The sequence below is a fragment of the Pseudomonas sp. UTLPPB19802 genome, from assembly GCF_059730225.1.
In genome coordinates, this window is record NZ_AP048545.1 from 4,761,388 (window position 1) to 4,774,722 (window position 13,335).

The following is a 13,335-nucleotide window of genomic DNA, read 5'->3' on the forward strand; positions in this document are numbered from 1 at the left end:
AGCCGGCCCTGAGCCGGGCAGTCTCCTTCTCAGCGATGAAATATGGCCATTCAGTATCACAGGAATAGCGAAGCAACGGAACAAACCTGCTCCCCACCCAGGATCGGGGCAGCCTGGCTACCCCTGTCAGGGCATCCAGCATGGACGCAATACCAGTAACCGGGTTGACTCCGAGTGTAGTAGCGTTAGGTGGTCAGAAATCATCATGTGAGGGATCAAAAGATGGCCATGGCACTTCTCGGCGACTCGGACGAGTGGAACCTGAGTTACCAAAACGACGCTACAGTCCCCGTTTCCGGCATCTATCTCTGTACAGGATGCGGGAAAGAGCTAACCGCCCGCAGGGGCGATCACTTCCCCCACCAGAACCAACACCGGCACGCAGACCAAAAGGTTGCCGTGCACTGGCGCCTGGTCGTCAAGACGGCAACAAACTAGCCTGGTCGCTGTTCTTTTCCGTGGCCGAAAGGTCCATGGGGCTGGAGCGCGCCATTTTGGTTGCTTTTCGCTTATGCGATCAGCACTAGGCGACCACGCTTTGCTGGCGCACATAAATCCTTCCCCGTTTCGCCCAAGATGCTTAACTTCTCTACAGGGTGGCCTCACTGATTCGTGAAAATCATGAATCGCCACTCACACCAGAACCCGCCCTTCCCGCGCGCTGTTGTTTTCTTCAGCAGGCCGACAGTAATGCCAGCCCGTTTATCCGTGCTGGCGGCAGTAGTACCTGAACAGATAGCGCTTCAACGCAGCATGCCCTCCAATCCGGAGCAGGCACTGGAGCACCTCATGGAAACTGGAAAAATGAGCAGCGCACCATTCATCACAACAAAGTCCGCGCCAATGGTGTTGATATGCACTATCGGTTCGCTGGGCAAGGAGATCCGGTCGTACTTCTCCATGGCTGGCCACAGCACTCGCTGATGTGGAATCGGGTCAGATGGGGCTTTGCCGAGCAAACGGCCCAACTCCTCGAACCGGTGGCGCAGAACCTGAGTGGAGCAGTGATCGAGGGGGCCGGCCACTGGCCCGCCGATGAGTGCCCGAATGAGTTTGCCAGGATCCTGCGCGTTTTTTTGAAAACGACGTCCCTTGGCCAGGTCAACTCTGGAGTGGGCCAGTCGCGGCAACCGCGAGCCGTGGGGGGCTCATTTGTTCGTCAGCGCATTGTGCAGCGCCGCGGCTTACACCGGATTGAGTCTGTTTCAGGTTGAGCGCAGTTCAAATGCTTGATCTGTCTAGCGTATTGATATACTGTACAAACATACAGCTATGGCGAGACAAAAATCCTCCACCGAGAGCTGAGAGCCTCTTGCTGCAGATTGCCTTTGAGCGACGTGAATGCGGAATTCTCCGCGATCAATCATTCGACTCAATAGGTGAAAAAATGGAACCTGTACAAATCGGCAGCCGCTTCAAATCGGTCGCAACCAGCTACACCGAGGCAATCTTCACTCCGGCACAGAACGTCAATGGCGCGGTAGTGCGAACCGCTACCATGATCAGCCCGGCCGGGAACGGTTTTCTGAGCACGGGTGCGACCGCTCCGGAAGGTCGTTGGTCGACAAACGTGCCCGTTATCCTGTCTGCTGTTGCCGGCTCTGCCACTCTGCCGTTCTCGGTGGTCATCCCAGCAGGCCAGGGCCTGTGGGCAGCAATGACGCAGAACGGCGGCGGCACTGCCTACGTGACCTACGATCTACTTCCCTGACGGGTAAAGGGCTGCACCTGCAGCCCGCTGTTTTCGTTTAAGTCTGTGAGCGGCCTCGGTTCTTACCGAGGCCTTTTTCGTTACTGGGGTTCCAATGGCATAACCACGATTACTGCCGCCACCTGTAACTAGCCAAAAGAAGGCATCGGTCCTAAAGAATGCAGGATCCATGCAACCGTTGCCACGGCCGCAACCACGGCGACTGCGAAGCTGATAAATAGCCACTTCATCGTTTTGGAAACCACGGGCGGCTTATGATTCGATACGCTGGAATCCCTCAGGGAGGCTATACCCCCTGCGCCTCGCGGACCAGGAGCGATATCATCAAAGCTATCAGCGCGGATCGGTTTCAGGTGTTTCACTTTCGTCCCTTTCTGCGGGAGGCCAACCCGATCCAGAATGCGCGACGGGGTATTCTTGTGAAACTCGACAGAATGGACGACTAACACGTCGTCGTCAGTAAACTCCCCATCCTCCGATACAACCCACTCGTCCAGCTCTTCGGCAGTAATGCCGAGCTGATCTGCAATCGCCTGCTGAAATCGCTCTTCATGTGCCTCGCTTTGCTCACGATGGTGCATGAGATTTTTCCTGATGGCTGTCGGTGCTGGTCATTTGACCATGGATCTTGGCCTGCGGTTCGTCTGCCCAAGTATCTGATGGGCCTTCTGAGGCTGTTGTCGTCTATTAAGTCGACGGACGCCGCCGCCTAGCGTCAATCGTTTGGACACGCGGTGCTTCCAGTTACATCCGGTTTCGGCAAGCGAAAGGCGAAAGGATTTTCTAGAAAACTTCAGGCATTGAAAAGGGAGTTGTCCTGGAAGCGCCTTTTCCAGGCACAAAGAAAAAGCCCCGTAAACTGTTGATTTACGGGGCTTTCGAATAGTGGAGGCCGAGGTCGGAATCGAACCGGCGTAGATGGATTTGCAATCCACTGCATAACCATTTTGCTACTCGGCCTCAGTGTCGAATCGAGCGCCCTTGCAAGCTGTACTTGCCGCAACTCCTTGATTCTTCAGCGATCGCTACGTTGCCGTCCGTGCTGATGGCGCGCATTATGTCGTAGTTGGATGACACTGGCAACCCCCTGAATTCTAAATATTTTTTATTTTTTCTCGATCACCCCTCGCCCTGCTCCCGAGCCGCCAATCGCACCAGCCGCGCCGCCAGGGCCTTGGCCTGGATCGCCACGTCGGTCACCGCCGTGCTCTCCCACCACATGCCGCGCAATGGCGGGCCCATGGCGAACAGCCGGGTCGAGGTATCGCCTTGCGCATCCACCACCGCGCCACCTGGGTCAGCCGCAATCCCCAAGGCCAATGGCCCCGGCCGAATCAAGCCACGCGCCAGCAATTGCTGCGGCAATGGCCGGTCAACCCGGCGCCAGTCGTATTCGATACCCGTAGAGTTGATCAGCCCAACGCCACTGACGGTCACGGTCTGCGCGTCACCCCGTGGCCGAACGGTGATACTCACCTGCCCATCCCGCACCTCACCCAGCCCCTTGAGCGAAGCCGCTTCGATGGTCAATCGCCCTTCCCTGTGCAGGCGCTCCACCAGCTCGGCGCTCAGCGGTGGCGCGCGGTGGTGGTGGCTCTCCCACCACGGCCGCAAATGGCGGACGAACTGGCGACGCTGCACATCGGTGGCCTGGCTCCACAGCCGGCCGATATGGGCCCGTACCGTGTCCAGCGGGGCCTGCCAGTCGATGCCGGCGGCAATGGCCTCGGCGCATTGCCGACGCACTTCGCGCAGCAGTTGCAACGGGCTGCGAATGCTGTGATCCGCCGCCAGGAAGTCGCCCCAGGTTGGCGGTTGGCGGCGGACATGGGGCAGCAAGCCGTGACGCGAGAAGATGCGGATCGGCCCACGATGGCCGGCCTGCTCCAGGGACACCACCGCATCGACCATGGTCAGGCCGGAGCCGATGATCAGGACCGTGCCCAGCGGATCGAGGCGCGATATGGCGGCGACGTCCCAGGGGTCGACGGCGGCGGCGTTGAGGCCGCTGGATTGTTTCTGGCGGGTGCGTGCAGCCGGGAACATGCCGGTCGCCAGCACTGCGTGGGCAGCCTGCAGTTGCTCACCGTCAGCCAGGGTCAGGCGTACGCCGTCGCTGCCGGTCTGCAAATCGACCACTTCGCCATGCACATGCTCGGCCGTCGAGCCCCGGGCCGCGCCCTGCTCCCGCGCTTCGGCCAGACGCTGCTGCACGTAGAGGCCGAAGATGCCACGGGGCATGAACAGTTCGCTGACCGGCACGTGCTGCTGATCCGACTCGGGCCAACCGCCCTGGGCGATGTAGGCTTCGAGCCACTGGGTCAGGTCGTCGGGCTTGTCCGGGTCGACGCTCATGCGCGCCGCATTGCCGTTCAAGGTATGCCCCAGTTCCGTGGCGCTGTAGGCTTCGCCACGGCCAAGTTCGGCGCGCGGTTCGACGATCAGCAGCCGGCGCCGGCCCGGCAGGCGCAGCAACTGCACCGCCAGCATGGTGCCGCTCAAGCCCCCGCCAACGATCAACACGTCGGCCTGCCCCGCTACCGGCGCGATGGCGTGTGTCGCCTGTCCGCTCAGGATTTCACTCATTCTTCGCTCTCTTGTCAGTGCTTGCCCAGGTAGAAATCCTGCAGGTCGCCCCGGGCCAGCAATTCGTCCGACGTGCCGCTGAGCACTACCCGGCCGGTGTCGAGGACATGGCCGCAGGTGGCGTACTTCAGCGCTACGTTAATGTTTTGTTCGGCAATCAGGAAGCTGACGTTCTGCTCACGGTTGAGCTGGGCGACGATCTCGTAGATCTCTTCCACGATAATAGGCGCCAGGCCCATGGATGGCTCGTCGAGCAAGACTAAAGTCGGCCGGGTCATCAGCGCCCGGCCAATGGCGACCATCTGCTGCTCGCCGCCGGAGGTCAGCCCGGCCTGGGTCTTGCGCTTGGTTTTCAGGCGCGGGAACCAGGCATACACGCGCTCCAGGTCGTCCTGCAGCTCGCGCCGGCCGAGGCCACGGACAAACCCGCCACTGCGCAGGTTGTCCTCCACCGTCAATTGGCCGAACACGTGGCGCCCCTCCAGCACGTGCACAAGGCCGTCACGCACGCGTTGGTTGGGCTCCACCGCCAGGCTGTCCTGGCGCTGGAAGTGAATGCTGCCGCGAGTGACTTGCGCACGCTCGGCACGCACCAGCCCGGAGATGGCCTTGAGGGTGGTGCTCTTGCCGGCACCATTGGCACCAAGCAAGGCGACGATGCCGCCACGCGGCACATTCAGGGACACCCCGGACACCGCCAGGATGCTGCGGTCGTAGATCACCTCGATGTCATCGACCTGCAGCAGCGGCGCCGCGCCCGTTTCAATCGCCGGCTGGCTCATGGCTCACTCGCCTGCCGCGCAGGTGCGCGGGGTCAGGTTCTTTTCCTTGGCAAAGGCCGCCGATTTCTCGTCGATCAGGGGGCGCAGCAGGGCGCGGTCGGCGGCGATCCAATCACTCACCAGGCTCCAGTGCGCGCCATCCCATTGCTGCACCCGCGCCGAACCGCCGCCTTCGTGGTCGCTGCAGGACAGCTTGAGGTTCTGCATCAGGCCATAAAAGCCCATGGCCTTGAGCCGCGCATCGTCGATGTCCAGGTGCTCCAGGCCCCAGCGGCCTTCCTCACCGTGCAACGGGCGCTTGCCGAACTTGCCCTGGCCGGTGCGGATCGCTTCAACGGCAATGGCGGCGTTCACCAACCCGGAGTTGTAGTAGACGCTGCCGAAGTTGTTCAGGTCCTTGAGGTCGCTCTTGCCCTTGTCGAGAATGTATTGCTTGAGGCGCTTGTGGATTTCGAAGTCGTTGCCGGCAGGATACGGCGTCAGCGCCAGGTAGCCCTTGGCCGCAGCGCCGGCCGGCAGCACGTCTTCGCTGGAACTGGCCCAGATGTCGCCGACGATATGGTCGACCGGGAAGCCGAAGCGCGCGGCGGTCTTCACCGCCACCGGGGTCGAGACGCCCCAGGTGCGCAGGAACACCCAGTCCGGGTTGAGCTGACGCACCTGACGCCATTGTGCCGACTGTTCGTTGCCCGGATCGGCGACCGGAATCTGGATGTTCTCGAAGCCGTATTTTTCCGCCAGCAGCTTCAGCGGGCCGAGGGTTTCACGACCGTAGGCCGAGTCGTGGTAGACGGTGGCGATCTTCTTGCCCTTGAGCTTGTCGAAGCCGCCTTCGCGCTGGGCGATGTAGTTCACCAGGGTCGAGGCTTCGCTGTAGAAGGTCAGCATCACCGGGAAGTTGTAGGGGAACACCTTGCCGTCGGTGGCTTCGGTGCGGCCGTAGCCGAGGGTGATCAGCGGAATCTTGTCGACCTCAGCTCGCTCGCTCAGGGCATAGGCCGCCGGCGCGCCGTTGGGCTGGTAGACCGCCACCGGTGCGCCGTCCAGGCCGTTCTTGAAGCGCTCGTAGCACTCGATGCCCTTCTCCGCCGTCCATTCGGTTTCGCACTCCTGCCATACCAGCTTGACGCCGTTGATGCCGCCCTCGACCTCATTGATGTAGTTGAGGTAGTCGATCATCCCGGCCCACACCTGCACGCCGCTGGAGGCGTAGGCGCCGACCCGATAGGTGGCCAACGGAAAGAACTGCTGGTCCGGCGAAGCCTGGGCCAGTGGCGCCGCCGCGCCGAGGAGTGTCAGGGCCATGGCCGTGGCGGTCAGGGAACGTTTGAAGAGTGCACGCATGGTCGAATCGGTCTCCAGGGATGGCAGGTCGGGAAGTCAGAAGCGCAGCGGCCAGTGGCGCAGCCGTTCGCGGGTATTGCCCAGCAGGCGGATCAACCCTTCCGGCTCCTTGACCAGGAACAGGATGATCAGCACGCCGAAGATGATTTTCTGCAGGTTCTGCAATTGCCCGGCATCCACCGCGCCGCCCAGCAGGGCCTGGCCGAGGTGGCTGAGCAGGATCGGCAGCAGGCTGATGAACGCCGCGCCGATAAAGTTGCCGGCGATACTGCCCATGCCACCGATAATGATGATGAACAGGATCTGGAATGAGCGGTTGATATCGAAGCTGCCGGCACTGGCCGTGCCCAGGTAGGCGAAGGCCCACAGCGCCCCGGCGATGCCGAGGTAGAACGAGCTGACGGCGAACGCCAGACGCTTGTAGCGCGCTACCGGAATGCCGATCACGGCAGCAGCAGTGTCCATGTCGCGGATCGCCATCCAGTTGCGCCCGGTCTGGCTGTTCACCAGGTTGCGTGCGGTCCAGGTCAGCAGCAGCACCGTGACCAGGGTCAGCAGGTAGCGCCCCAGCGGCGTGTTCAGGTCATGGCCGAACAGACTCAGGCTCGGCGCGGAGATGGTTCCTGATGAGCCGTAGTTGTAGAACCAGGGAAACTTGACGAACAGCCACTCCAGGAAGAACTGCGCCGCCAGGGTGGTGACCATCAGGTAGAAGCCCTTGATCCGCGAACTGGGCAGGCCGAACAGCAGCCCCACCAGCGCGCTGATCACTCCGCCGCCGAGCAACGCCAGGGGCAGGCCCAGCTCCGGCAGGCGCAGCAGAAAGCCGTAGGTGGCAAAGGCCCCCACCGCCATGAAACCCGCCGCGCCCACCGAGGTCTGCCCGGTGTAGCCGGTCAGCAGGTTGAGCCCCAGGCCGGCCAGGGACAACACCAGGAATGGAATCAGGATCGCGCTGAGCCAGTAGTCGTTGCCCACCAGCGGTACCACGCCGAAGGCCAGCACCAACAGGCCTATGAGGGTCCACGGCAGACGCCGTTCAACCAGCACCCAGGGTGCCGTTTCAGTGATGACGGGAACAGACATGCTTCAGACTCGCTCGATGGCCCGCTCGCCGAACAGGCCGGCCGGGCGGATGTAAAGGAAGACCAGCGCCAGGACATAGGCGAACCAAGGGGTGATGCCGCCACCAATCAGTGGGCCGATGTAGACCTCGGCGAGGTTCTCGGCGGCGCCGACGATCAGCCCGCCGACGATGGCCCCGCCGATCGAGGTGAAGCCGCCGATGATCAACACCGGCAACGCCTTGAGCACCACCAGCGACAGCGAGAACTGCACGCCCTGGCGCGCGCCCCAGAGCAGCCCCGCCACCAGGCCGACGACACCGGCCACCGCCCAGACGATCTGCCAGATGCGGTTGAGGTTGATGCCGATCGACAGCGCCGCCTTGGTGTCATCAGCCACCGCACGCAGCGACACGCCGATACGGGTCTTGTTGAACAGCAGCGCGAGGACCACCACCAGCACCACCGCCGTGGCCGCGGCGACCAGGTCAAACTGGCTGAGCATCACCCCGTGGACAAACAGCGGCACGTCGTCGATGCCCAGGTCCAGCGCGCGCACCTGGGAGCCCATCAGTCCCTGGGCCAGGCCCTCGACGATGAAAGACAGCCCGAGGGTGGCCATGAACAGGGTGATCTGCGAGCGGTTGACCAGTGGCCGCAGCACCAGCCGTTCGATCAGCAGCGCGCCGATGACCATCACCACCACCGTCAGCAAAAGGGCCACGGCAAACGGCACGCCGTGTTCGTGCAGGCTGACGAAGGTCAGCGCGGCGAACAGCAGCATCGAGCCCTGGGCGAAGTTGAACACGCCGCTGGCCTTGTAGATCAGCACGAAGCCGATGGCGACCAGCGAATACAGGGTGCCGGCGAGCAGGCCGCCGAGCAGGGTTTCCAGGAAGAAGGCCATCAGTGCAGCGCTCCCAGGTAGGCCGAGATCACCTCGGGGTTGGCCTGCACTTGCGCTGGTGTGCCGTCGCCGACCTTGCGCCCGTAGTCGAGCACCACCACATGGTCGGACAGCCCCATCACCACCCCCATGTCGTGCTCGATCAGCACCACGGTGGTGCCGAGGTCGCGGTTGACCCCTGCGATAAACCGGGCCATTTCCTGTTTCTCCTCGGCGTTCATCCCGGCCATGGGCTCGTCCAGCAGCAACAGGGTCGGCCCGGCGATCAGCGCCCTGCCCAGCTCGACGCGTTTTTGCAGACCATAGGACAGGTTGCCCACCGGCACGTCGCGCAGGGCCTGCAGCTCCAGCAGTTGCAGGATCTGCTGGGCCTTGCGCCGAAACGCCTCGGCCTCGCGCCGCGCCCGTGGCAGGCCCAGGGCCTGTTCGAGAAAGTGGCTGCGCTGATAACGCGACAGCCCGGTGAGCAGGTTGTCGATCACGCTCATTTTCTTGAACAGCGCGTTGTTCTGGAACGTGCGACCGATGCCCCGGCGCGCGGCATCCAGCGGATCGATACGGCGAAAGCGCCGTTGCTCGAAGACGATCTCGCCGCTGTCAAAGCGGTAGACGCCATTCAACAGATTGAGCAACGAGCTCTTGCCGGCGCCGTTGGGCCCGATCAGTGCGCAGATCTCACCACGCCTGACGTCGAATGACAGCTCGTTGATTGCTTTCACGCCCTTGAACGACAGGGATATGTCCCGCACCTGCAAAATCGGCTCGGCCACACTCATGCGCTTTTCCGTCCCGGGGCCTGGAGCCGCCATTGGTTGAAGGTTGCCGGCAGCTTCGCGGGGTGGCTCGGTTGCCAGATGTATTGCAGGCGCTGGAACCCCAGCAGGCGCCGTACCCGCTGCTTGAGCAGACGTGCGATGAAACGTTCGGGATGGGCCAGCGACCATTCGCACAGGCGGCGACGCCAGGTGCCCTGGGGTGCCAGGCGCTGTTCGATTTCGTCGGCCAGGGTTTGCAGGCGTTGCGGGGATAGCAGCAGGCCGGATGGCGCCACTTCACGACGGTCGCGGCTGGCACTGTCGCGGCTTTCGGCGAAGGCCAGGCTGTGACCGCTGTTCAGCCATTGTTCGAGGACCACGCCGAGGCCGCCCTGCCAGCCGGTGTGCTCCTCGCTCCAGAGTTGCGGCTGGGCTGTCGGGGCGCGCCAAAGCACAATCGGACGGGGTTGCTGGCTTTCGCCGCAGAGGCTGGCGAAATCCACAACCCTTTGTCGCGGCAGCCCCGGTAGGCGGCCTGGCAGTTGGTTGGCGATCAGTACGCCGGGGGCGCTGTCGGCGTCGCCAGCGGCGAGCCAATCAAGCAGCTGCTGACGGCTGTCGACGAAGCCGTGGCTTGGGTGCAGGCGCCAGAAGGCCTGCCCCAAGGCTTCGACACTCAGGTCCGGAGCCAGGCTGAAGACCTGGCCACCGATGGAATGGGCCGCCAGCGACAACAGCAGCAGGTTCGGCTCCAGGCTGCCGCTGAGGGCCAGCCGCGAGTCGACGGTAAAACCCTGCTGGCGCAGGCCGTCGGCCAGGCGCTCGACTTCACGCAAGGTGTCGATCCAGCGCCAGCTGTGCCATTGGCCATGGCGCTTGTGGCACAAGGCACTTTGCAACGGGCTGACCTGGGCCCAGTGCCGCAGTTGCTCGAGGGCGGCGGTGAAGATCGAGACCGTTTCGGGCTGCGGCGTCGCTGGCGGACGCTTGAGTTCGTGCACGCTCATGGGCTGACCTCGTTCAGTGATGTGGCGAGGGGGCTTGCCCCCGTCGGGGTGCGAAGCGCCCCTGAAATCGGCGATTGCGGTGCGTCAGGTGGAATACGTCGATAGGTTGGCGACTGCTGCGCCGTCGAGCGCGGGCGAGCCCGCTCGCCACAACAGGTCCCGATACCCCGCCCCCGGATGAACATCTGCCAGCTTCGGCCCCGCCCCGAACAGCTTCTCGCGCAAAGTCCCTGGCGCGTACTCCTTCTTGTACACGCCACGCTTCTGCAACTCCGGCACCAACCACTCGACCGCATCGACAAAGGTCTCGTGGGTCAACGCATACGCCAGGTTGAAGCCATCGACGTCGGTCTCCTCGACCCACTCCTGCAGCAGGTCGGCCACCGTCTCCGGCCCACCGACGAACAACGGCCCGAAACCACCGATGCCGACCCAGTCAGCCAGCTCATTGGGCGTCCAGATCCGATTCGGGTCCGCCGTGGAGAAGGTCTCCACCGCCGACTGGATCGCATTGGTGTGCACATGCCGTAGCGGCTCGTCCGGCTTGAACTGGCTGAAGTCAATCCCGGTCCAGCCGGAAATCAGCGCCAGTGCGCCTTCGTAGCTGACGTAGGATTTGTACTCCTCGAACTTGGCCTTGGCCTTGGCGTCGGTCTCGTCGACGATCACTGTCTGCAGATTGAAGATCAGGATGCTCTTCGGATCCCGCCCCGCTTCGGCGGCACGCCGACGGATATCAGCCACTACCTTCTTGAGCAGCACCTTGGACGGCGCGGCGACGAACACGCACTCGGCATGCTCGGCGGCGAACTGCTTGCCGCGGCTCGACGCCCCGGCCTGGTACAGCACCGGCGTGCGCTGTGGCGACGGTTCGCAGAGGTGGATGCCGGGCACCTGGAAATGTTTGCCGAAGTGCTGGATCTCGTGGATCTTGCGCGGGTCGCTGAACAGCTTGCGCTCGCGATCACGCAGCACCGCGCCATCCTCCCAACTGCCCTCCCAGAGCTTGTAGCAGACCTCCAGGTATTCCTCGGCGTAGTCATAGCGCGCATCGTGCTCGGTCTGGGCGTGCTGGCCGATGTTCTTCGCCCCGCTCTCCAGGTACGAGGTGACGATGTTCCAGCCCGCGCGGCCCTTGGTCAGGTGGTCGAGGGTCGACAGCCGCCGGGCGAACGGATACGGGTGTTCGAAGGACAACGAGGCAGTCAGGCCGAACCCCAGGTGCTCGGTGACCAGCGCCATTGGCGGGATCAGTTGCAGCGGATCATTGACCGGCACCTGCGCCGCCTGGCGGATCGCCGCGTCGCCGTTGCCGTTGTAGACGTCATAAATGCCGAGCACGTCGGCGATAAACAGGCCGTCGAACTTGCCGCGCTCGAGGATCTTCGCCAAGTCGGTCCAGTACTCCAGATCCTTGTACTGCCAGGAGCGATCCCGCGGATGAGCCCACAAGCCGGGAGACTGGTGGCCGACGCAGTTCATGTCGAAGGCGTTGAGACGGATTTCACGGGACATCGACAGCACTCCTGGAACGGTCGGGCAGCACGCCATTGAGGCGGAAGTTGCCAACCAGCTTGTATTTCAGATGCAGGGGGTCTTGCAGCGGGTCGTGGCTGGGCGTCAGCTGGGCACGTTGGCCGGTCAGTGCCCATTCGGTATTGCCGACCTGCTGCAGCGCATCGGCACTGGCGATCGCCGCTTCGGTGGCGGCGATGAGTTTTTCCGCCTCGTCGTGGGCGCTGTTGGCGAAGCGCTGGGCGCGCTCGATCAGGGCTGCCGCGACCTCGATACGGATCTGTAGGTCGCCAAACTGGCTGATCACCTGGGGATCGCGTGCCTGGTCGGCCTGGCCGCGCACCACGGCGAGGGTACGCTCCAGGCCGCTGCGGGCGGCTTGCAGGTCGGCGCTGGCGTGGGTCAGTGCGGCATCACGGGGAATGGATTGATTCAATGCGTTCATCGCGATCTCCTAGTTCCAGGCATGCCGGGCCGGCTTGACGCCGTTGAGCAGGTAGTTGCCGATCAGGTGGTATTTCCAGCGCGCCGGGTCATGCAGGGTGTGAGTGCGCGCGTTGCGCCAGTGGCGGTCGAGGTTGTGCTTGCCGAGCACCGAGCGGGTGCCGGCCAGTTCGAACAGCTTGCTGGCAGCGAACAATGAGGTCTCGGCGGAGAGCACCTTGGCCTGGGCCACCACCACCGAGGCTTCGGCGACGCTGTCTTCACTGGGCTGCGCCAGGGCGTGGTCGATGGCGCGGCCGGCTTTTTCCAGGATTGCCTCGGTGCCGTGCACTCGCCATTCCAGGTCGCCGATGGCGGCGAGGCTGAAAGGGTCCTGCCAGCCATGGTCCTGCTGGCTGTCGATCCACGGCCGGGCCTGACGGGCATGGCGCTTGGTTTCTTCAAGGGCGCCCAGGGCGATGCCGGTGTCGACCGCAGCCTGGATGATCTGCGAGATCGGGCCGTTGGCGGTGGGCTGGTCAAACGCCAGGTGAGCGGGAATCACGCTGCTGCGCGGCACGCGGACATCAACGAACAACGCATTGCCGCTGGCGGTGGTGCGCTGGCCGAAGCCGTCCCAGTTGTCGACGATGGTCAGGCCCTCGGCATGGCGCTCGACGAAGGCGATCTGCGCGTTACCCGCCTCGTCGAGGCCGACCACCGGTACGATATGGGCGAACAAGGCGCCGGTGCAGTAGAACTTCTCGCCGTTGATGACCGCACTGTCGCCGTCGAAGCGGATGCGGGTATCGAAGGTCCCGGCGTTCCTGCTCTTGGCTTCGGAGAAGGCGTTACCGAAACGGTAGCCTTCCAACACCTTGGCGAAGTAGTGACGTTTCTGCTCCTCGCTGGCGGTTTGCACCAGGATATCGAGCACGCCGAGGTGATTCTGCGGGATCTGCCCGAGGGACGGATCGGCCGCCGAGATAATCTTGATCACCTCCGCCACCGTCACATAGGACACACCGGCACCGCCGTAGGCCTTGGGCACGGTGATGCCCCAGAGCCCGGTGGCGGCGAATTCGTCGAGTTCGGCAGCCGGCAGGCGGCGTTCGCGATCCCGCACGCTGGCCTCGACGGCGAAACGTGCGGCCAGTTGCCTGGCGGCGGCGATCGCCTCTTCATCCGAGCGGATGACATGGGCGACATAGGTGGGTTTGGCGGCAGTTGTCATAGACCGA

Annotated in this window: 13 protein-coding genes and 1 tRNA gene; 2 read left to right on the top strand and 12 right to left on the bottom strand. The window is 63.4% G+C overall.

Features of this window, described 5'->3' with window-relative positions; all coding sequences use genetic code 11:
- Nucleotides 1–612 precede the first annotated feature (612 nt).
- Together AC6I6U_RS20545 and AC6I6U_RS20550 are read left to right on the top strand one after the other, a co-directional pair.
- Entirely contained in the window at nucleotides 613–924 is a 312-nt protein-coding gene (locus AC6I6U_RS20545) for a hypothetical protein (RefSeq protein WP_497877861.1), read from the top strand.
- Between the two features lie 388 nt (nucleotides 925–1,312).
- On the top strand, nucleotides 1,313–1,711 hold the full coding sequence (locus tag AC6I6U_RS20550) for a hypothetical protein (RefSeq protein WP_497877862.1): 399 nt from the start codon (nucleotides 1,313–1,315) through the stop codon (nucleotides 1,709–1,711).
- 128 nt (nucleotides 1,712–1,839) lie between these two features.
- Here the strand turns inward: AC6I6U_RS20550 and AC6I6U_RS20555 are convergent, their stop codons facing one another.
- The 12 genes from AC6I6U_RS20555 to AC6I6U_RS20610 form a co-directional block, all read right to left on the bottom strand.
- Nucleotides 1,840–2,292, bottom strand: coding sequence for a hypothetical protein (locus tag AC6I6U_RS20555; RefSeq protein ID WP_497877863.1), 453 nt, complete (start codon nucleotides 2,290–2,292; stop codon nucleotides 1,840–1,842).
- A gap of 305 nt (nucleotides 2,293–2,597) precedes the next feature.
- Nucleotides 2,598–2,671, bottom strand: a tRNA-Cys gene (locus AC6I6U_RS20560).
- Nucleotides 2,672–2,830: 159 nt separating this feature from the next.
- On the bottom strand, nucleotides 2,831–4,297 hold the full coding sequence (locus tag AC6I6U_RS20565; RefSeq protein WP_497877864.1) for an FAD/NAD(P)-binding protein: 1,467 nt from the start codon (nucleotides 4,295–4,297) through the stop codon (nucleotides 2,831–2,833).
- 14 nt (nucleotides 4,298–4,311) lie between these two features.
- On the bottom strand, nucleotides 4,312–5,079 hold the full coding sequence (locus tag AC6I6U_RS20570) for an ABC transporter ATP-binding protein (RefSeq protein ID WP_497877865.1): 768 nt from the start codon (nucleotides 5,077–5,079) through the stop codon (nucleotides 4,312–4,314).
- A gap of 3 nt (nucleotides 5,080–5,082) precedes the next feature.
- The gene (locus tag AC6I6U_RS20575) at nucleotides 5,083–6,423 is read right to left on the bottom strand and encodes an ABC transporter substrate-binding protein (RefSeq protein WP_497877866.1); all 1,341 of its coding nucleotides are present in this window, start codon (nucleotides 6,421–6,423) and stop codon (nucleotides 5,083–5,085) included.
- A gap of 36 nt (nucleotides 6,424–6,459) precedes the next feature.
- Nucleotides 6,460–7,509 carry a branched-chain amino acid ABC transporter permease gene (locus AC6I6U_RS20580; protein ID WP_497877867.1) on the bottom strand — a complete coding sequence of 350 codons (1,050 nt, stop codon included), beginning with the start codon at nucleotides 7,507–7,509 and terminating at the stop codon, nucleotides 6,460–6,462.
- A gap of 3 nt (nucleotides 7,510–7,512) precedes the next feature.
- The gene (locus AC6I6U_RS20585; RefSeq protein ID WP_497877868.1) at nucleotides 7,513–8,394 is read right to left on the bottom strand and encodes a branched-chain amino acid ABC transporter permease; all 882 of its coding nucleotides are present in this window, start codon (nucleotides 8,392–8,394) and stop codon (nucleotides 7,513–7,515) included.
- Nucleotides 8,394–9,170 (bottom strand): ABC transporter ATP-binding protein, encoded by a 777-nt coding sequence (locus tag AC6I6U_RS20590; protein WP_497877869.1) that lies wholly within the window; start codon nucleotides 9,168–9,170, stop codon nucleotides 8,394–8,396. Before AC6I6U_RS20590 ends, AC6I6U_RS20585 begins: the two co-directional genes overlap by 1 nt.
- Nucleotides 9,167–10,156: an AMP-binding protein gene (locus AC6I6U_RS20595; protein ID WP_497877870.1), complete on the bottom strand. Its 990-nt coding sequence runs from the start codon at nucleotides 10,154–10,156 to the stop codon at nucleotides 9,167–9,169. The genes AC6I6U_RS20590 and AC6I6U_RS20595 overlap by 4 nt, the downstream gene beginning before the upstream one ends.
- Before the next feature lie 84 nt (nucleotides 10,157–10,240).
- On the bottom strand, nucleotides 10,241–11,671 hold the full coding sequence (locus AC6I6U_RS20600; RefSeq protein WP_497877871.1) for an LLM class flavin-dependent oxidoreductase: 1,431 nt from the start codon (nucleotides 11,669–11,671) through the stop codon (nucleotides 10,241–10,243).
- Nucleotides 11,661–12,116, bottom strand: coding sequence for a hypothetical protein (locus AC6I6U_RS20605; protein ID WP_497877872.1), 456 nt, complete (start codon nucleotides 12,114–12,116; stop codon nucleotides 11,661–11,663). The genes AC6I6U_RS20600 and AC6I6U_RS20605 overlap by 11 nt, the downstream gene beginning before the upstream one ends.
- Nucleotides 12,117–12,125: 9 nt before the next feature.
- Nucleotides 12,126–13,328 carry an SfnB family sulfur acquisition oxidoreductase gene (locus AC6I6U_RS20610; protein WP_497877873.1) on the bottom strand — a complete coding sequence of 401 codons (1,203 nt, stop codon included), beginning with the start codon at nucleotides 13,326–13,328 and terminating at the stop codon, nucleotides 12,126–12,128.
- Nucleotides 13,329–13,335: the final 7 nt, after the last annotated feature.

Excerpts from the sequence above, each read along its gene's own strand:
- AC6I6U_RS20555 (WP_497877863.1), bottom strand. The coding sequence starts at position 2,292 with ATGCACCATCGTGAGCAAAGCGAGGCACATGAAGAGCGATTTCAGCAG.
- AC6I6U_RS20565 (WP_497877864.1), bottom strand. The coding sequence starts at position 4,297 with ATGAGTGAAATCCTGAGCGGACAGGCGACACACGCCATCGCGCCGGTA.
- AC6I6U_RS20570 (WP_497877865.1), bottom strand. The coding sequence starts at position 5,079 with ATGAGCCAGCCGGCGATTGAAACGGGCGCGGCGCCGCTGCTGCAGGTC.
- AC6I6U_RS20575 (WP_497877866.1), bottom strand. The coding sequence starts at position 6,423 with ATGCGTGCACTCTTCAAACGTTCCCTGACCGCCACGGCCATGGCCCTG.
- AC6I6U_RS20580 (WP_497877867.1), bottom strand. The coding sequence starts at position 7,509 with ATGTCTGTTCCCGTCATCACTGAAACGGCACCCTGGGTGCTGGTTGAA.
- AC6I6U_RS20585 (WP_497877868.1), bottom strand. The coding sequence starts at position 8,394 with ATGGCCTTCTTCCTGGAAACCCTGCTCGGCGGCCTGCTCGCCGGCACC.
- AC6I6U_RS20590 (WP_497877869.1), bottom strand. The coding sequence starts at position 9,170 with ATGAGTGTGGCCGAGCCGATTTTGCAGGTGCGGGACATATCCCTGTCG.
- AC6I6U_RS20595 (WP_497877870.1), bottom strand. The coding sequence starts at position 10,156 with ATGAGCGTGCACGAACTCAAGCGTCCGCCAGCGACGCCGCAGCCCGAA.
- AC6I6U_RS20600 (WP_497877871.1), bottom strand. The coding sequence starts at position 11,671 with ATGTCCCGTGAAATCCGTCTCAACGCCTTCGACATGAACTGCGTCGGC.
- AC6I6U_RS20605 (WP_497877872.1), bottom strand. The coding sequence starts at position 12,116 with ATGAACGCATTGAATCAATCCATTCCCCGTGATGCCGCACTGACCCAC.
- AC6I6U_RS20610 (WP_497877873.1), bottom strand. The coding sequence starts at position 13,328 with ATGACAACTGCCGCCAAACCCACCTATGTCGCCCATGTCATCCGCTCG.